Annotated in this window: 15 protein-coding genes and 3 pseudogenes; 9 read left to right on the top strand and 9 right to left on the bottom strand. The window is 68.4% G+C overall.

All coding sequences use genetic code 11. The features are described 5' to 3' along the window. From ACWCQK_RS35765 to ACWCQK_RS35740, 6 genes and pseudogenes are all read left to right on the top strand, one after another. Positions 1–94, top strand: a pseudogene (locus ACWCQK_RS35765) (transposase); the annotation flags it as partial. A 108-nt stretch (positions 95–202) separates the two neighbouring features. Continuing rightward, a pseudogene (locus ACWCQK_RS35760) lies at positions 203–409 on the top strand (transposase); the annotation flags it as partial. Between the two features lie 207 nt (positions 410–616). Then, positions 617–1,162 carry a DUF4142 domain-containing protein gene (locus ACWCQK_RS35755; protein WP_451162336.1) on the top strand — a complete coding sequence of 182 codons (546 nt, stop codon included), beginning with the start codon at positions 617–619 and terminating at the stop codon, positions 1,160–1,162. Positions 1,163–1,326: 164 nt separating this feature from the next. After that, positions 1,327–1,649, top strand: a pseudogene (locus ACWCQK_RS35750) (tetratricopeptide repeat protein); the annotation flags it as partial. A 324-nt stretch (positions 1,650–1,973) separates the two neighbouring features. Further along, a complete protein-coding gene (locus ACWCQK_RS35745; protein WP_451162334.1) occupies positions 1,974–2,345 on the top strand; it encodes a hypothetical protein in 372 nt (123 codons plus the stop codon). A 440-nt stretch (positions 2,346–2,785) separates the two neighbouring features. After that, positions 2,786–3,085, top strand: a complete 300-nt coding sequence (locus tag ACWCQK_RS35740) for an STAS domain-containing protein (protein WP_451162332.1) — start codon at positions 2,786–2,788, stop codon at positions 3,083–3,085. Between the two features lie 164 nt (positions 3,086–3,249). Here ACWCQK_RS35740 and ACWCQK_RS35735 read toward each other — a convergent pair whose 3' ends face one another. The 4 genes from ACWCQK_RS35735 to ACWCQK_RS35720 form a co-directional block, all read right to left on the bottom strand. Continuing rightward, the gene (locus ACWCQK_RS35735) at positions 3,250–3,579 is read right to left on the bottom strand and encodes a hypothetical protein (RefSeq protein ID WP_451162330.1); all 330 of its coding nucleotides are present in this window, start codon (positions 3,577–3,579) and stop codon (positions 3,250–3,252) included. Between the two features lie 43 nt (positions 3,580–3,622). Further along, entirely contained in the window at positions 3,623–4,075 is a 453-nt protein-coding gene (locus ACWCQK_RS35730) for a TSUP family transporter (protein WP_451162328.1), read from the bottom strand. A gap of 282 nt (positions 4,076–4,357) precedes the next feature. Beyond that, positions 4,358–5,827, bottom strand: a complete 1,470-nt coding sequence (locus ACWCQK_RS35725; RefSeq protein WP_451162326.1) for an MFS transporter — start codon at positions 5,825–5,827, stop codon at positions 4,358–4,360. Between the two features lie 273 nt (positions 5,828–6,100). Further along, the gene (locus tag ACWCQK_RS35720) at positions 6,101–6,919 is read right to left on the bottom strand and encodes an alpha/beta fold hydrolase (RefSeq protein ID WP_451162324.1); all 819 of its coding nucleotides are present in this window, start codon (positions 6,917–6,919) and stop codon (positions 6,101–6,103) included. Between the two features lie 341 nt (positions 6,920–7,260). Here ACWCQK_RS35720 and ACWCQK_RS35715 point away from each other — a divergent pair, with 341 nt between their 5' ends. Further along, positions 7,261–7,776, top strand: a complete 516-nt coding sequence (locus ACWCQK_RS35715) for a CGNR zinc finger domain-containing protein (protein WP_451162322.1) — start codon at positions 7,261–7,263, stop codon at positions 7,774–7,776. A gap of 1,086 nt (positions 7,777–8,862) precedes the next feature. Beyond that, positions 8,863–10,200 (top strand): aldehyde dehydrogenase family protein, encoded by a 1,338-nt coding sequence (locus ACWCQK_RS35710; RefSeq protein WP_451162320.1) that lies wholly within the window; start codon positions 8,863–8,865, stop codon positions 10,198–10,200. Between the two features lie 294 nt (positions 10,201–10,494). On the opposite strand, the gene ACWCQK_RS35705 is transcribed toward ACWCQK_RS35710, so the two are convergent. Next, positions 10,495–10,653 carry a hypothetical protein gene (locus ACWCQK_RS35705; protein WP_451162318.1) on the bottom strand — a complete coding sequence of 53 codons (159 nt, stop codon included), beginning with the start codon at positions 10,651–10,653 and terminating at the stop codon, positions 10,495–10,497. Between the two features lie 223 nt (positions 10,654–10,876). Here ACWCQK_RS35705 and ACWCQK_RS35700 point away from each other — a divergent pair, with 223 nt between their 5' ends. Then, positions 10,877–12,676, top strand: a complete 1,800-nt coding sequence (locus ACWCQK_RS35700; protein ID WP_451162316.1) for a S8 family peptidase — start codon at positions 10,877–10,879, stop codon at positions 12,674–12,676. Between the two features lie 599 nt (positions 12,677–13,275). Here the strand turns inward: ACWCQK_RS35700 and ACWCQK_RS35695 are convergent. The 4 genes from ACWCQK_RS35695 to ACWCQK_RS35680 form a co-directional block, all read right to left on the bottom strand. Further along, positions 13,276–14,016 carry a hypothetical protein gene (locus tag ACWCQK_RS35695; protein WP_451162314.1) on the bottom strand — a complete coding sequence of 247 codons (741 nt, stop codon included), beginning with the start codon at positions 14,014–14,016 and terminating at the stop codon, positions 13,276–13,278. Between the two features lie 174 nt (positions 14,017–14,190). Continuing rightward, entirely contained in the window at positions 14,191–14,400 is a 210-nt protein-coding gene (locus ACWCQK_RS35690) for a hypothetical protein (RefSeq protein WP_451162312.1), read from the bottom strand. Beyond that, positions 14,397–15,281, bottom strand: a complete 885-nt coding sequence (locus ACWCQK_RS35685; RefSeq protein ID WP_451162310.1) for a hypothetical protein — start codon at positions 15,279–15,281, stop codon at positions 14,397–14,399. Before ACWCQK_RS35685 ends, ACWCQK_RS35690 begins: the two co-directional genes overlap by 4 nt. 1,100 nt (positions 15,282–16,381) lie before the next feature. Beyond that, on the bottom strand, positions 16,382–16,990 hold the full coding sequence (locus ACWCQK_RS35680; protein WP_451162308.1) for a TetR/AcrR family transcriptional regulator: 609 nt from the start codon (positions 16,988–16,990) through the stop codon (positions 16,382–16,384). Positions 16,991–16,996: the final 6 nt, after the last annotated feature.

Below are 16,996 nucleotides of genomic sequence, written 5' to 3'. Positions count from 1 at the left end.
CAACCGCCTCAAACGCCTTCAATACCGGCCCCACACCCTCGACGGCTTCATAGCCGGCACCGGCCTCACCCTCGACACCCCAGCCTCACCTTGAAACGCCGAAGTCAGTAACGAACGAGACCACCCCCCGTGGCGAGGGACTTACTAGCGCATCAACGGCAATCTGCCTACTTCAAACCCCCTCTGAGACCTGGGCAGCAGCCTTAACGGGCACATCAACAAGACCACGAACAGATCCACATTCCTGGAAGTCTGCCGCTACCTGCGCTCACTTCGCTCGGCAGACGTGCGCATAGCCATCACCTGCGAAGGCAACTCCCCACACCTGTCGACGAAGCGGTGCCAACGAGTCGCAAGCTGGGCGGCGGCGAACAACGTGGAGCTCGCCTACACCCTGCCCAACAGTTCATGACTCAACCGAGTCCGGCATTCCCGCGGCACGACATACGCACGTGGTCCTGCACCCTATGCCGCCGCAGGAGAAAAAGTCCCTTTTGGGTGTGTCGGAAGTTCAGGATGTGGCACCCGTATTTTTGCAGATTCGAGCAGAACGTCCACATCCTTCTATCCGAGGGCCCGTGCCCCGCGGGCCTGACGTGACCGAGGAGTTCATCTCATGCGCCGGTACACCCTCGCCACTCTTGTCGCGGCAGCGTCGCTGGCGGGCCTCTCCGCCCCTCACGCCACCGCGGCAGCCTCCCCCACGAACCAGGACCATACCTTCCTTGTGCAGGCCCACCAGGGCAATCTCGCCGAGATCGCCGCCGGGAAAGATGCCGGGAAACACGCAAAGAGCGCGTGCGTAAAGCGGGCCGGACAGACCTGGGTGATCGACCACATCAAGTTGGACGCCTCCGTACGCAAGCTGGCGGACAAGACGCACACCAAACTGCCGTCGGCACCCTCTGCGGCGCAGCAGGAGGCCCTGAAAGCGGTGCAGTCGAAGGCCGGAAGCTCCGCCTACGACCAGGCGTGGCTCAAGGCTCAGGACGGCGCTCACCGCAAGACGCTGGCCGCCATCGACCAGGAGATCAAGCATGGAACGAACACCGGTGTGGTCGCCGCAGCCCGTACTGCCCGACCCATGGTCGCCATGCACCTGGCCATGGTCCGCGACGGCGTCTGCCACCAGGCACCGCACACCTCTCACCACGCGGGCTGAAAGATAGGTGGACGCGACAGCCATCACCATCGACCCACGCCTCTGAGTCGGTGCAGCAACAGGCACACCCCGGGCACGGTGTACCACGTCGCGACCGCCTCATCGTCGCGCTGCACCGCCCTGCGAGCACGGCCACCTTGGCAGCCTGGCGCGCCCGCGCTCGCGGTCTCGGTCACGTCGACGGCCAGACCCAGGCGCTGCTGCATGTCACCCACGCCCGTGCCTACGCCGCCGTCGGCGAGAGGCCGGCAGCAGCCCGCGCCCTGCTCGCCGCCGAAGGCGCCCTGCGGCGCGATGATGGCCCCCGGCCCGCCTACTCCCGCGTCAGCGGACCGGCAGCAGGCACCGTCGCCAGCCACACCGCCCGCACATGACCGAACTGGCCGACCACGTCGGCACCGAGCGGCAGCACCGTGACGCCCTGGTCCGCTGGGACTCTCAGAAATACAAGCGGGTCCACGCCCTGACCTACGCCGATCTGGGTGACTGACACGAAGACAGCACTTCGCAGGGCGGCGTAACCCGAGCGGGTAGGGCTCGTTGGGCAGGGTAGCCTGCGAGTTCGGTGAAGCCTCCAAGGGCCGGTTGGTCTTGGAGGCTTCGCCGTTTCCGCTCTCAGTCGTGCCCGCGCAGCGCAGGGCTGAGGTGAGCCGGTGGGCTCGGTGAGGCTGCGGGGCTTTTCCGCGTGATGGACAGCCGTCACGCAGCGGGAAAGTCCGGGAACGGTTTCCTCACGTCGTCATCGTCGTTGGCCAGGAGACGAAAGTTCCGTCTCCTGCGGTCCGTCGACCGCACCAATGAGGAGGATGCCGTGGGTCGGGAGAAGGCCAACAAGCCTCGCAAGCCGCAGAAGGAGACGCCGCGCATCGTCGACATGCCGAGCATCTCCGTGGGGGCGAAGAAGAACCTGGTGCTCAGCCACATCATGTCTTCAGAGGAGTCAACCTGGCGGACGATCGAGGCCCTGACCAAGCAGAAGCACGGGGACTTCACTGTCGCTGAGCGCGACTTGCTCGACCTTCCCGCGCAGGCGCGTGCCGAGGCGCTCAACGACCTGGAGTACTACGCGGCTGCCCGGGTTCCCCCGCAGGCTTCCATGAGAGCACAGGAAGCAGCCGCCCGGACGGCGGCGAACTGCCGTCAGGCTCTGGCCCGGCTCCGCCCGCTCGTTGAAAGCGAGTAGAACCCAGGCGGTACAGGTAGCCGCGGAAGATCCGAAGTAGGGGGTGCTCACGGCGTTACCCGCTCAAGGTTCGATGACACAGAACCCCGTGGGTGGTGACGCCAGAAGAACGTGCCTTTGCCTCGAAAATCGCACATGCGATCTAATCTTGGGCATGAACGCCTCCTCCTTCCCCCACGATCTCGTCCAGGCCCAGAGACTGTCTGGTACACCACGTACCGGGCCCTCGCCCACACCCCGGCCGCCCACGGCACCGCTGTGCAGCCGCGGCGTCTGCAGGAACTGTCCCAGGTGATCTCCGGACACCCGTACCGCCGTCTACGCTCTGCTTGCGGTCACCGCACCGGTCTTCCGTTGCCCCCCCACGTTGATCAGCGGTGGCCGCACCCCACACCAGCCCGACCGCAGACCTGTGCCGGTCCGAGCGCATCCAGCGTCGCGTGACCGATCCTCGCGCGGCTGTGCCGCTCGTGGGTCAGGACGCTTTGAACAACGCCCTGCTCTCCCGGGACACCGCGACAGCACCACTGCGGATCGTGGTCGACCTCAGCGGCGTGACGTTCATCGACTCCGGCGGCCTCAACACCCTCATCACCGCCCACCACCAAGCCAGCAATGAACAGGGATGGCTGCGCCTCGCCGCCGCCCCCAAGCCCGTCCTGCACCTGCTCGAGGTCACCGGCATCGACACCCTCATCGCCTGCAGCCCCACCACCGAACACGCCCTGACCACACCCTGACCACCGCCTGCAACTCGCGGTCGGCCCCGAGCCCATGGCCGAGCTTGCGGCCCCCTGGTGGGGATTCGCCCTCGGACTCACGGCCGGCCGGCCTGCCGTGACCGTGGTCGGGCCGGTGGCCGGGCCTCGGATGAGGCACTGGAGAGGCTGCACCGCGTGGCTCTTTAGCCGCGGCGGGCCAGTTTGACCGCGGAGACGAGCAGGATCACGGCCGGCACGGGAATGAGGACCAGGTCCGGGAACACCCCGAGAAGCAGCCCGTCCAGCAGGGCGCCGCCGGCCGAACCGGCAGCCATGACCATCGTGAAGCGGAGGTGCACACCGAGAACGGCGAAGCTGCCATCACGGCTGTAGCGGGCGAAGGCCACCAGCAGCGTCGGCAGCGACACCAGCGGGGACAGGCTCCCGGCGGTCTTGATGTCCTCCGCGAACAGCAGCACGATCGTCGGGATCAGCAGTTCTCCCCCGGTCACACCCATGATCGCCGCGACCACCCCGATACCGAACCCCGGGCACGACCCCGCACGGCACCCGGGCTCACAGCGGCAACGCGAGCGTGGCCAGCGTCGTGGTGTGCATGACGAGCAACGCGGCAGCCATGAACACCATCAGGACAGCAAGCAACCTGTGGAGGATCATACTGTGCATGCGCACCGCCCAGGACGCCCCTGCCCAAGCCCCGAGCAGGCTGCCGGCCAGCAGGTTGACGGCGGCCGGCCAGCGCGCGGCGGCCTCCGCGGCCGGGACCTCGGCCAGCCGGGCAGGCAGCGCGACCAGGACCACGCCCAGACTCATCGCCTTGTCCAGGATCACGGCCGACAGCGCGGCGAACCCGATCAGGCTGATCAGCAACGGCAGACGGAACTCCGCACCACCCAGCCCGAGCATCCCGCCCAAAGCTCCAATCGCCGCACCCGCGCTGAAGACGACAGGGGCCGAGTGCGTCGCCCGGAGGAGCACGAGGCTCTGATCGGTGGTCGTGACGGGCATCCTCGCTGGTAGCCGCTTTGTCTGCTGCCGGCCGGCTTCACCTTCGGGGAAAGGCACTGGACGGTCGCGCGGAATTTCGTCCGGACTTCCACGACCGGCATCGACAGCAGCGCCGTTCAGGCGCGGCGCTTCGATGGAGGGGTGGCCCGGCAAGGCCGCCCCCGACGCACCATCAGCCAACTACGCTCCGACGATGCCTCTGACCAGGCCAGTTAGCGGAACGCTGCTGGAGCATGAGGCGGTCGGGCATCCCAGCAGTTCGGCGACCGCCTTCGTGCCCCGTCAGAGGGTCAGCGTTCGGCCGTCTTCGAGACCCTTCACGTCCGTTGATTCTCCGCCCTGTGCGGGGAGAGCCAGCTCGTCACGGTGCCGTCGCGGAACAACGACTGCGAAGACTGTGGCGGCCGCGCAGATCACGACTCCCAGAACGGCGGCGACCCCGTAGCCGTCCGGGTTCGGCAGTGCGGACCCGGCCGCGGTGTGGGATTCGAGCACCACGGCGCTCAGTGCGCTTCCCGTGGTGAACCCGACGTAGCGGAGCACCTGGTTGAAGCCGATGGCGCTCCCGATCTCGCGGGCCGGCACCGCGCTGACGACCAGCGTGGGTACGAGAGCGAACACGCTGCCGACGCCCAGACCGGCGATGCCCATCACGACGAACAGTTCCCACAGGGTGGTGCGGGCCAGAGCGAACACGAGCAGGGCCCCCAGGACAAGAACGCAGGACAGCGGAAGCGTCAGGCGCCAGGAAACGCGGTGCGCCACCGACGGGATGACCTTGCTCGTCAGGAGACTGGCAACCGAGAAGGGAAGCAGGATCAGCCCGCTGACGACGATCGACACTCCGAATCCGTGACCCGGGCCCGTAGGCGTCTGGGCCAGCCGCGTGACCAGCGACACCAGCAGGAACATGCCCAGGCCCGCGACGAGCCCCACCACAGCCGCGGTCAGCACGACGCGATGGCGCAGCTGGCGCAGATCCACCAGCGGCGCGTTGGTCCGCAGCTCGAACACGATCCAGATCGCCAGGCACACCAGCGAGACGGCGCCCAGAGCGAGCAGCACCGGCGACGTCCAGCCCCACGACTCTCCCTCGCACAAGACGAGCAGGAGTCCGGCCAGGACTGCGCCGAACAGAACCGCGCCCACCAGGTCCAGCCGGTGCCGGCTCAGGTGCCGCGTGCCCGGCAGGACCAGCACGGCCACGACGAGGCCCACGCCGCTGACCGCCGCGCCGAACCAGAAACTGGCACGGAACCCGAGGTGCTCGGCGATCAGGCCGACCAACGGATACCCCAGACCTACGCCGCTGACGACGGTGACCGAGAGCAGCGCGATGGCCGAGCGGGAGCGGCTCGCCGGCAGGTTGTCGCGGGCGGTCGCGATGGCCAGCGGTATCAGGCCGAGCCCCACGCCCTGCAGGGCTCTGCCCACGAGGAGCCAGCCGAAGCCGAAGGGGAGGGCGGCCAGGGCGCTTCCCGCCAGCACGACCGACAGCGCGGTCAGGATCGTCGTGTGACGCAGCGGTCCATCACCGAGGCGTCCCATCGCGGGGGTGGCGACTGCTCCGACCAGCAGAGTGATCGTGAGAGACCACTGGGCCTGGGAGAGCGACACGTGGTCGGCCGCGGCGATGGTCGGCGTCAGCGGCGCACCGAGGCTGCTGATCACCGCCACCACCGAACTCAGGTAGACGAGTACCGGTACCAGTGCCCGTCCACGCCAGGTGGCGGACGATCCCGCTGTCGCCATGATGTCTCTCCGTCCTTCTTTTCCTCGCCCGTGGTGGGCGAGCTTGCGTTCGTGGGCCCTCGTGTGGAGGCTGCGGCGGTCGGCCGACCGTTCGACCGTCGGCCCAGAACCGGGCACGCGCGGTGCATCGTGATCGTCGCTGCGGTCGAAGTGCAGCGTGCGGTCATCAGCGGCACAGCGACCGGTGACCGGCCACTTCGTTCTGGCGGTCGTCCCTCTCCCTCGCGCGCACGAACAGCTGGCGGCGGGCGGGGCGGTACGTCCGGCGGGCGGTCAGTTCTTCTGCCACCAGTCGACGACGGTCCTGGCGTAGTCGTCTGCGGCTTCCTCCCAGATGAAGTGGCCCGCGTCGATGATGTCGAGCTTGCTGTTGGGCAGGCACTCGTGCAGGTACTCGGCGTTGGCCACCGGCACCACCGGGTCGTTGCGGCCGTTGATGATCTGCACCGGCGTGTCGATGGTGGGCAGCAGGTCGCCCAGGACCGGCAGCTCGGTGCGATAGGCGCGGACGTAGGGCATCTGGTCGACGAACCGCTGGCCGACGTAGGACGCGAGGTAGTCCTCACGCACGACCTCCGGCAGTTCGTAGCCCGCGATGTTGTCGACCGCGACGGTCACGATGGCCTTGGGGTCTATGGCCCGGTACGGGGCCAGGTCCTCGGCGTGCACCCACTCGTGCAGAGGACTGCCCAGTTGCAGCGGGACTGCCGCCCCGCCGGTGCCCACGACCGCACTGCGGAATCGGCCCGGGTGCCGGGCCAAGGCGAACAGCACCGCACTGGTACCGATGTCCGGGCCGACGACGTGGGGCTGCGCCAGCCCGAACGCGTCAGCGATCCGCACGATGAAGTCGCTCATCGCCTTGGGCGAGAGCAGGTCCTCCCGGAGCTGGGAGTGCCCGAACCCCGGCAGGTCCACCGCGATCAGGCGGGCCCGCCGGGCCAGCCGGGACCAGGTCGCGTCGTAGGCGTACAGGCTTTCCGGCCACGGGCTCAGCAGCAGCGCTTCGCGGCCACTGCGGGGGGTGTCGCTCTCGGCGTACCGAATGGACAGCCCATCGATCGTGCGGAACCGGGTCTTGATCACGCTCATCTTCATTTCCTTTCCAGGAACCCGCCTGAGGCGGGACGACCATTCGTGTCATCGAGCGCCGCGTACGGCTTCGCCGGGGAAGCCGCCGTGTCCGCGGACCGTCCTCCGGACTGCGGATCGTTTGAGCAGGGGTGCCACGAGGCGCGTGCCGGGACAGGTCCGCTGGCCACGAAGACCGCACCAGACGTAACGTTCTTTTCTCATTAGACCATTACTTCGCGACACACGCCACCGCACGATGTAAGTTTCTTTTACGACTAGGCAATGTCCGTTAGGGTGAGTGAATGGCCAGAGATGAAGCATCGGAGCCTGCACGGCGGATCCCGGCGACCGCTGCGGCGATGGTGGACCTGCTCAACTCCCGGCCGCACGCAGCAACCGACTCCCTCGACACGCTTCACGCCGATCAGGCGGCACACGCCCTCCTTCGGCCATTCGGCCACCCCGAAGCGGCCGCGCCGCCATCGCCGGAGCGCCTCGCCGACATCCGCGCCCTACGCGCGACCCTCATGACCATCGTCGCCGCACCGGACAGCGCCGCAGCGGCGCCCGGCTGGGCGGAACTCACCGAACGCGCCTCCTCCGTCACGCTCCGGCATACATTCTCGGCACCCGGGACGGGGCTGCAGCAGGTGGACGGCGACCCCGTGGTCGGCGGCATCACCCTCGCGGTGGCACAACTCGTGACCGAAGGCACCTGGCCCCGCATCCGCGCCTGCGCCAACGAGCGCTGCGAGCACGTCTTCTACGACACCACGCGCAGCCGCACACAGCGCTGGCACTCATACGAAATGTGCGGCAACAAGAACAACGTGGCCGCATACCGAGCCCGAAAAAAGACCCGCGCCGACGACTGACGGCAGCATCCGCCCGACGGCACCCTCACCAACCGGCCCGGGCACCTCGGTCGCCTCCTTGCATCAGCCGGAGACGCAAAGGGCCTTCCTCCGCCGGGCGGCAGGTCATGGGCCTCACGTGGCCGTCCTGTCGACAGTCCCTTTCGGCCGAGGAATCGATCCCATAGCCCAGTTCAGGTGCCCACGAGGGCCGCACTCGACAAGCCTGGTGACAGTGCCGGGCTCGGTCGAGGATGTGCCGATCGCCGTTCCCAGCCCGGATCCGATCTCGCGCATCGCCGGCGCACAGCCCGGTCGGGTGACCGCCTCGGCGACATACCGGACGATGGCCGGCTGGCGGCCGGCCACCTCTCGCGGGTGCTGGTGGCCGATGAGGCGCAGCGCCTGCCTGTACCTGGAGTAGCCGCCAAGCCTGTGAAACCACCGCGAAGCGCGGATCACCCTGGCGCCGTGCGGGGCGAGCACCGAGCTGGCCATGTCCCTGCTGCCGCAGCCGGCATCACGAACCGGCGCTTGGCGGGAGGTTACGCGCCGGCCGCAGCGGAAGCGGGGACCGTGGTGACCGGTTCTCATCCGCTGTCGCGCACTGTCCCGGCCGCGGACCTGACGTGGATCGACCGGTCGTGCGCCCACGGCATGTTCCGCAATCCGGGCGGCTTTGACAGCACACCAGCGGAGCGCGTTGCGCAGCACTCCTGACGCGACGGTCGACCGGGCATAGCCGGGGCGGCTGGTCGGGAGGTCACGCCGCCGCTGTTGACCGACCGCCCCTCTGCACGAGGCAGGAGGGCGAACGCATGCGCCCGGCACCGGCACAGGACGTCCTACCGCGCGAGGGGTCCGAGGGCGTCTGGTCGCCGTGCGGCCGGGAGTTGAGCAGTCCCGAGATCGCTGCCGCACCAGGCCAGAGCCCTCATCTCCGGCCGCCCGGCCACGCTCAATGCACATGCTCTATTCGCGAAAGGGGATTACATGCGGTGCCGTGCGTGCTAGCGTAAGCATCTAAGGACGCATGACCATTACGTCCTTCTGTTGCCCCTGACGGCCCTTCGGCCGGGCCACTTCCCCCAGAACGGAACATCCCCTATGACCATCTCCTGGACCGACTTCACCGAGACCGACGCCGCCGCCCTCGTCACGCGGCTGCGAAAGGCCCATCGCAGCGGCCGCACCAAGCCGCTCGCCTGGCGCCGCGCGCAGCTCACCCAGCTGCGCGCACTGCTGACCGACAACCGCAAGGACATCGCCGACGCCCTCTGGGCCGACCTGCACAAGAACCCCGACGAGGTCGACATCGCGGAGATCGGCCTCACCATCCTCGAGATCGACGACTACCTGGAGCACCTCGAGGAGTGGCTCGCCCCGCAGCCCGCAGAGGTTGCCGTCCCCCACCTGCCGGAGGGGACCACGGCCCGCACCGAATTCGACCCCCTCGGTGTCGCCTTGGTCCTCTCGGCCTGGAACTACCCGATCTACCTGCTGCTGACCCCCGTCGCCGGCGCCCTGGCAGCCGGCAACGCGGTGGTCATCAAGCCGTCCGAGCTCGCCGAGCAGACCTCCGCGCTGCTGGCCCGCCTCGTCCCGGCCTATCTCGACACCGACGCCGTCGCCGTGGTCGAAGGCGGCGTCGCACCGACCACGTCGCTGCTGGCCCAGAACTTCGACCACATCTTCTACACCGGCAACGGCACCGTCGGCCGGATCGTGATGCGCGCGGCCGCCGAACACCTGACCCCCGTCACCCTCGAACTCGGCGGCAAATCGCCGGTCTTCGTCGACCGCGACACCGACATCGCCACCGTCGCCGAACGCATCGCGTCCACCAAGTTCAGCAACGCAGGGCAGATCTGCGTGGCCCCCGACTACGTCCTGACCGACCCCGAGACCGCCCAGGCGCTGACGACCGCCCTCGCCCAGGCGGTCCAGGAACTGTACGGCGACGACCCCCAGACCTCCGGCACCTACGGGCGCATCATCAACGAGCGGCACTTCGACCGCCTGAAGAGGCTGCTCGGCTCCGGCCGCATCGCGCTCGGCGGCCAGAGCGACCGCACCGAGAAGTACATCGCCCCCACCGTGCTGCTGGACGTGGAGTTGGACGCACCGGTGATGCAGGAGGAAATCTTCGGCCCGATCCTGCCGATCCTCACCGTCGCCAACCTCACCGAGGCCATCGCCTTCATCAACGACCGCGACAAGCCGCTGGCGGTCTACGCCTTCACCGACAACGACACCACCCGCACCCGGCTCATCACCGAGACCTCGTCCGGCGCCGTCAACTTCGGCCTGCCGGTCTTCCACCTGACCGTACCGACCCTGCCCTTCGGCGGCGTCGGAGAGAGCGGCATGGGCAACTACCACGGCCGCTACTCCCTGGAGACCTTCAGCCACCGCAAGGCGATCTTCAACGTCCCCCTGCACTGACCCAGCCACCCGGGGCGGCAGCCGAACCGATCGTCAGGCCGGCCGGCCGCCGCCCGAATTCATCCGAGGAGGACCCGACGCACACACCGAGCGCCCGGCATGGCGAACACCACGCCCGGTCGGCTTCTGGCCGCTTTGTCCGGTTCACCGACCGGCAGGAACGTGCCCCACGACTTCGCCCTGTCGGCCTTGGCTTCCGGAAGGCCGCCTGCGGAGTACCAGGCGTTCGCAGACATTTGAAGATCCGAGCTCTTGAGCACGGAATGGACATCCAGGACGCCGCCGAGCGCGCTATCAGGTCACCGCACAGGCCCGACGCCGCCCGCCCTCGAAGGTGCGCCGACGGCCGGGCAGCAGCCCGGCCTGCCCGCCGGCGAGCTCGTCACCGAACTGCGGGCACACCTCACTCAGCCACCACCCCAGCAGCCGGTCCACCCCGTCGATGACCGGCACCAGGTCGGCGGCGTACGCCAGGGCGCGGTCGACGTCGCCGAGCTCCCGGTGGATCCGCCCCCCGATGCCCGGACTACGTCCTTTTCAGCCATTCCCCTCTAACGCCCGTGTACAGAAAGGTACTTCCGTACCGGAGCACACGCCTGACATCTTGCATTCACCACTCGTTTCGTACGGCCCCGCCGGTGCCCTCAGCGCGGCCGGGCCGTCTCCGGAGGACGCTTTGATACCCCACATATCGAGCCGGACCAGACGCACGCTGGTCCTGGCGGCCACGCTCGGCGCCGCCCTCGCGTTCGGCGCCCCGGGCGCCCTCGCGGGCACGCTCCCCATCGGCCCCTCCCCCGCGCCGGCCACCAAGGCCCACGCTCCGGCCGCCGTGCCGGCTTCCCAGAATGCGACCTGGGTGGCCGGCACGCGTGCCTACCTCGTGATCACCACCCCCGGTGACAGTTCGGCAGTCCGCTCCGCGATCGCGACCAACGGCGGCACCGTCTTCTCGAACTTCGACGCCATCGGCGTGATCGTCGCCCACTCGGCATCCAGCGGATTCGCCGCCACCATGCGCGGCGTCGCCGGCGTGCAGCAGGTCGGCGCCACGCGCACCTCGGACGTCCCGGCCGACGCCTACAACCCGGCGCTCCCGCCCAATCCGGCCCAGTCCTCGACCCCGGCAGGAGAGCCGGTCCGGGCCGACATGAGCCAGATCAAGGCCGACCAGGCCTGGGCCGTGAACCCGGGCACCGCCTCCGTCACCGTCGGCATCCTGGACACCGGTGTGGACGACCAACACCAGGACCTGGCGCCCAACTTCAACGCGGCCGACTCAGTCTCCTGCGCCTACGGCAAGCCCGACACCCGCGCCGGCGCCTGGCGGGACGTCGACACACACGGCACCCACGTAGCGGGCACCATCGCCGCGGCCAAGAACGGCAAGGGCGTCGTCGGCGTGGCCCCCGGGGTGAAGATCTCCGCGGTCCGGGTCGCTGAGCCGGGCAACTCCTTCTTCTTCGCCGAGAACACCATCTGCGGCTTCGTCTGGGCCGGTGACCACGGCTTCAAGGTCACCAATAACAGCTACTACACGGACCCGTGGCAGTTCAACTGCCCCGACAACATCGACCAGGCCGCCATCATCGAGGGCGTCAAACGCGCCCAGGAGTACGCCGAGGGCAAGGGCTCCCTCCAGATCGCCGCCGCGGGCAACGAGAACTACGACCTCGCCCACAAGACGACCGACTCCGCGAGCCCGAACGACTCGACGCCGGTCACCCGCACGATCACCAACGCCTGCCTCGACATCCCGACCGAGCTGCCGGGCGTGGTCACGGTCGCGGCCAACGGCACGGGTGTCACCAAGGCCTCGTTCTCCAACTACGGCCAGGGCGTTATCGACGTCGCGGCGCCGGGCAGCAACGTGTACTCCACCGTCCCCGGCGGCGGCTACGGCAGCAAGAGCGGCACCTCGATGGCCACCCCGCACGTGGTCGGCGTGGCGGCACTCATCGCCAGCGCCAACCCGGGCATCACCCCAGCGCAGATCCGCGCCAAGCTGGCCGCCCAGGCCAACGACATCGCCTGCCCCTCGGACAGCCGCTGCACGGGCACGACGGCCAACAATTCGTTCTTCGGCGAAGGACAAGTCGACGCCCTCAAGGCTGTCGGGACCACCCCGCCGCCCGGTAAGTACTTCGAGAACCTCGCGGACTTCGCCATCAACGACAACGCGACCGTGGAGAGCCCCATCGCCATAACCGGCGTGACCGGCAACGCCCCGGCCACCCTCAAGGTGGGTGTGGACATCAAGCACACCTACATCGGCGATCTGAAGGTCGACCTGGTGGCGCCGGACGGCACCGTCTACACGCTGCACAACCACGCCGGCGGCAGCGCCGACAACATCGCCCAGACCTACACCGTAAACGCCTCCTCGGAGGTCGCGAACGGCACCTGGAAGCTGCGTGTCAACGACAACGCCGCCTCCGACACAGGCAAGATCGACGCCTGGAACCTGACCTTCTAAGGGCCCGGTAACGCCGGCGTACAACACGCACTGCACCGGCGACAGCTCCTTGCCCGCGGCCACCGGCAAGGCGGGCTGCAGTCTGTTCGGCCAGGGCTGCGAACTGCTGGGCGGCAGAGGGCATATGGGCCTCGGCAGCGGTGAACGCCGCGGTCGGGGCTCATATGCCGGAGCCGTCCAGGAAGGCCGCGAACGGCCTGGGGCCGGCGTCCAGCTCACCGTGCGCCTCCCTGAGGAGCTGCAGGGCCGTGTCCGCGCTGACCGTACGGGCAGCGCGGCCGAGGGTCTGGCGCCCCCGAAGGGCTGTACGGCGGCATCGAGCCGCGGCCGCCACGCTGGCTCGTCCATCCGGGGGTCGCCGAGGTCCTGGAAAGGGAACCACCCGCGCTGCACGAGAGGGTCCGCGGGCTGCCCTGGCGCGAGGATCGGGCGGAGGCGCGGCGACGTCAGAACACGCCTCCGACCATGTGAAAGCAGCGGACTGAGATCGTGTCACTTGCATGCCGCTCACCAGGCAGGATGAGTCGATGCCGGGCCTCCAAGCCGCCCTTGAACAAGGCGATTTGAGCGCGTGTCACAGGACTTCGGAACATGGATAATTAACCGCGCTTGAATTCCGCCGGGCCTGCATCCATCAGCACCGTGCCGTCGGTGTGCAGCACCGGTCGCTTCTCGGTGAACCGTTTGCTGTAGCGCTCGACATGGCTGATCGACACCCCATGCGGGTCCGTGAAGTCGACAAAAGCGATAGCCACCCAGTACGCCGTGTTGGTGTCGTCGTAGAGCGGCACTGTCACCGTCGAACCAATCCCGTCCGTGACCACAACCCGCGCACCATAACTGCGGAAGCTACCCGCACCGTTACTCACCGCGCTGTAGGCGCAAATCAGGGCGTACCCTTGCTGATCCGGCCGAACGATGCGGATCGTTTCCTCGCCCGGCTCCTTCGCATCACCGCTCAACAGCATGTATGGCGACTCGTGCAGAGAACCAAGATTCTTGTAGTAGATGGCCAAGCCCGCATCGGTACGGTGCTCCACTTCCGCCTGCAAAGCTCTGGCCTCATCTTTGTTCTTGTTGCGGAACAGGCCGCGCCGGATCTGCGGGAAGACATATCCGGGCTCGTGGTCGGCACTGCGCACTGCGACGCTGGCCGGCACGAACAATGCGTAGAGATCGAGATCCGCGCCTCTCGCGCGGCGCTCGTCACTGCCGCCATCCCATTGCAGCGATGCCGTGACGGTCACGCCACGGTCTTCCTTGTCCAGGGATATCCTCGCCTGGCCGCCCTTGCTGAGACTGACCTGCCCCAGCAGCTCCCTATCGTTACCGAAGTCCATCCCTGGATTCAATCACCGTGAACTGCAGGTGCGGTGCGGCAGCCGCAGACCGAGGTGAGACGCGCCCCCGAATCCGCCACGCTCGCCGTCCCGAAGTCGGTGACTACGGCCCCGGGACTGGTGGGCTCGTGTGTTGAAGATGTCGCGTATTCCTCGTTGAGGTTGGTTCTGGTGTCACCGTGTGTGGTCGCCGGGGGCGTATCGGCTCCAGGTTTCTCCGGCCTCGGTGACCAGGCCGGTATCCGTCTTGTCGTGGTACCCGAGTGCCTTCGCGATCACGGGGGCCGGGGCCTGGAGGACGAGTTGTCGGATCGCGGAGGTCCTGCCGCGCTGCGGCGGGACGCCAATCTCCCGCAGGTGGACTTGGAGGCTGACCGGATTCATCGGCTGTCCGGGCTGGCGGCCGGGGAAGAACCACTGTGAGCTTCTGCTGCTGGCGTAGGACAGGTGCTGGCGGCATTGGATGTAGGCCCGCATGAGGTCAGCGACGGGATCCAGCAGCGGGGACGGCGGATCTCCCAGCCGGACGGCGACGGTGGGGTGGCTTCGTCGTCGAGGATGTCGCCGACCGTGAGGCGGACGGTGCAGGTGACGGGTTGGGCGTAGAGGAGGACGAGTGCGGCGGCGACTCGGGCCCGCAGGGGCAGGGAGTCGTCGTTGAAGGTCCGCCGGAGAATGGCGAGTCGGCGGTGCTGGTGCAGCGGTGCTTGGCCCTGGTTGATGACCTGGGGTGGCAGGGTGAGTCGGGGCATCCGGCTCGCCTTCATGCACCAGCACAGGAACGTCTGGGCCGGGCGCCGGGGGCTCAGCTTCTCGATGTGCCAGGCGTCGAGGTCTGCCTGCCGACGGTATTCGATGGTGCGGCCTCGGTCGGCAAGCCAGGTGAGGAAGCTGTCGGCCTGGGTGATCTCGTGTTTCGCCTGCTTGGTCTGGGAGCGTCCCAACGGCCTCCTCTCCGTCTTGCTCCGCAGGCGCCGCATCTGGTGCCAGGTGGCGAAGTGCTGAAGATGTCGGCGGTGTTCGGGGTCCTTGATGACGGCGGGCCGTTCGGTCGGCCAACGCTGATAGAGCATCAGCTGTCGTTCGACGCGTGGCAGGGCGCCGCTGTCCACCAGCAGGTCACGCGGGTGGGCGACGGTTCGCCAGGGTGCTTCCTGGTGCAGCCCGTCGTGAGTGAGAGGGATGGTGCCATTGGCCGGACCCCGGAGGAGACGGACGACGTTGGGATTACGGAGCCAGATCAGGCGGCTCTTGGGTCGGTCCATCTCCAGCAGGGCTAACCAGTGGCCGCAGTGCAGGAGCGACACGGCCGGTGCCGTCGTCGGTGAGTCGGTCGAGGGTGTCGGCGCGCGGGCAGCGTTCACAGAGACGCCCACCGAGGAGCAACCCCTCGAAGCCGCAGCAGTCGCAGAAGAAGTCGCGGGTGATGCCCGCGCAGTCACGGCAGACCGGCGCGTCGACGGCGTCCCGAGCCGGCAACAGCCGGTCGGCTCGGCAGCTAGGACAGCAGCCGCGGACGCGCATCGCGCGTTCGTAGCAGGTCCGGCAGATCGGGCCGTCCGACCACTCGGCGGACTTCGAGGCCCGACGGCCGCAGCGTGCGCAATCGCGGATGTGGTTCCGTTCGCACTCTTCCGGAGTCACTGCTCATCCCTCGGGCGTCAGCCGGACGCGCTTGGACCTGCGAGCGGCCAGGTTGATCGGAACTCAATGAAGAACGGGACCCCCGTGTCGTTGATTGCGCCACGGCCAGACCGAGCCCGATGAGGAACTGGCGGCACTCGCCGATGACCTCGAGCACCTGCTCCTGGCCCTGTCCCAGGCGGTCCTACCGGATCGACGCCTGCAGCAGCACAGCGGCCTACCTTCAGTTGCTCGCCGACCGCGCGATGAAGCTCGCCGATGCCGCACCGGAAGAAGATGCTCTGTCTGACGGCCAGACCCGTACCGTCGCCGCCGCGTGGGCCCTGTCCATCGACCCTGCTGACATGCTGCGCCCCGCCGCGCCAGCTGGGCCCCTGCTCCAGCTCGCCGCGTTCCTTGCCCCCACGGCATCCCCGGCACCGTCCTGGCAAGCCCACCCGGCGGTGCGTTCCTGGCCGACCGCCTCGCCCGCCACACCGGCTCTCGTCCCGCACGAGTACACGCCTGGTGGCCCGGACGACGGAGCAAGCCTCCGTCGCCGGTCACCGTGCAGTAAACGACCGGCGCGCTGCGTACACGGAACACCTACATCCATCCGCAAGTGCGCTGAGTCGTCACTCGGGTCAGCCGGGCTGATGATGTCCGCGACCCACAGTGTCCGACGTCTCGGCGTCCGGCTCGTACCACCCGGTCCGGTCGACCGCAGCGGCCCTGGGTCACCTCAGGCGAGGGCGTGACTGCGGCCGGTCTGCAGGATCTCGTCGGAGAGCTCGGGCTCGACGTGGCGTACGGCGCGGGCGAGCATCAGCGCGCCGACCATTTCGCTGAGCAGGCGGATGGCCCTGTGGCGGGCCTCGGCCGGGTTGAGCTCTTGGCCCTTCTCCTCAGCTTCGCGCAGGAACTCGGCGCTGAAGCCGGTGAGGTAGCCCTCGACGCCTTCGGCGTACGCGCTCTGCACGGCTTCGCTGTGCCGTCCGGCGTCGGTGACCAGGGAGGCGGAGGGGCAGCCGCCGTCCGGGGCGTCGCGGTGCGCGGTGGACAGATACCCGGCCACGAGCTGCTCCAGCGGGGAGCCGGCCTGGCCCGGACCGTCCTCGATCATCCGGGCCAGGACCCCGAGCGAGGTGGCGTAGGAGTCGCTGTACACCTCCACGGCCAGGTCGTTCTTGGAGGCGAAGTGGTTGTAGAAGCCGCCGTGGGTGAGTCCGGCTTCCTTCATCAGCTCGGCGATACCGACCGCGTCGATGCCCTGCGAGCGAAACATGCGGCTCGCCGCTTCGAGGATGTTCTGCCGGTTGCGGGCTTTGTCCTCTTTGGTGATCCGCGGCATGGCCGT

It is taken from the genome of Streptomyces sp. NPDC002306, assembly GCF_053593435.1.
The sequence above is the reverse complement of the archived record's forward strand: the minus strand, read 5'-3'. Positions and strand labels throughout refer to the sequence as shown.

Coding starts and splice junctions, on each gene's coding strand:
- ACWCQK_RS35755 (WP_451162336.1), top strand. CDS start 617: ATGCGCCGGTACACCCTCGCCACTCTTGTCGCGGCAGCGTCGCTGGCG.
- ACWCQK_RS35730 (WP_451162328.1), bottom strand. CDS start 4,075: ATGCCCGTCACGACCACCGATCAGAGCCTCGTGCTCCTCCGGGCGACG.
- ACWCQK_RS35725 (WP_451162326.1), bottom strand. CDS start 5,827: ATGGCGACAGCGGGATCGTCCGCCACCTGGCGTGGACGGGCACTGGTA.
- ACWCQK_RS35720 (WP_451162324.1), bottom strand. CDS start 6,919: ATGAGCGTGATCAAGACCCGGTTCCGCACGATCGATGGGCTGTCCATT.
- ACWCQK_RS35715 (WP_451162322.1), top strand. CDS start 7,261: ATGGTGGACCTGCTCAACTCCCGGCCGCACGCAGCAACCGACTCCCTC.
- ACWCQK_RS35710 (WP_451162320.1), top strand. CDS start 8,863: ATGACCATCTCCTGGACCGACTTCACCGAGACCGACGCCGCCGCCCTC.
- ACWCQK_RS35695 (WP_451162314.1), bottom strand. CDS start 14,016: ATGGACTTCGGTAACGATAGGGAGCTGCTGGGGCAGGTCAGTCTCAGC.
- ACWCQK_RS35690 (WP_451162312.1), bottom strand. CDS start 14,400: ATGAATCCGGTCAGCCTCCAAGTCCACCTGCGGGAGATTGGCGTCCCG.
- ACWCQK_RS35685 (WP_451162310.1), bottom strand. CDS start 15,281: ATGGACCGACCCAAGAGCCGCCTGATCTGGCTCCGTAATCCCAACGTC.
- ACWCQK_RS35680 (WP_451162308.1), bottom strand. CDS start 16,990: ATGCCGCGGATCACCAAAGAGGACAAAGCCCGCAACCGGCAGAACATC.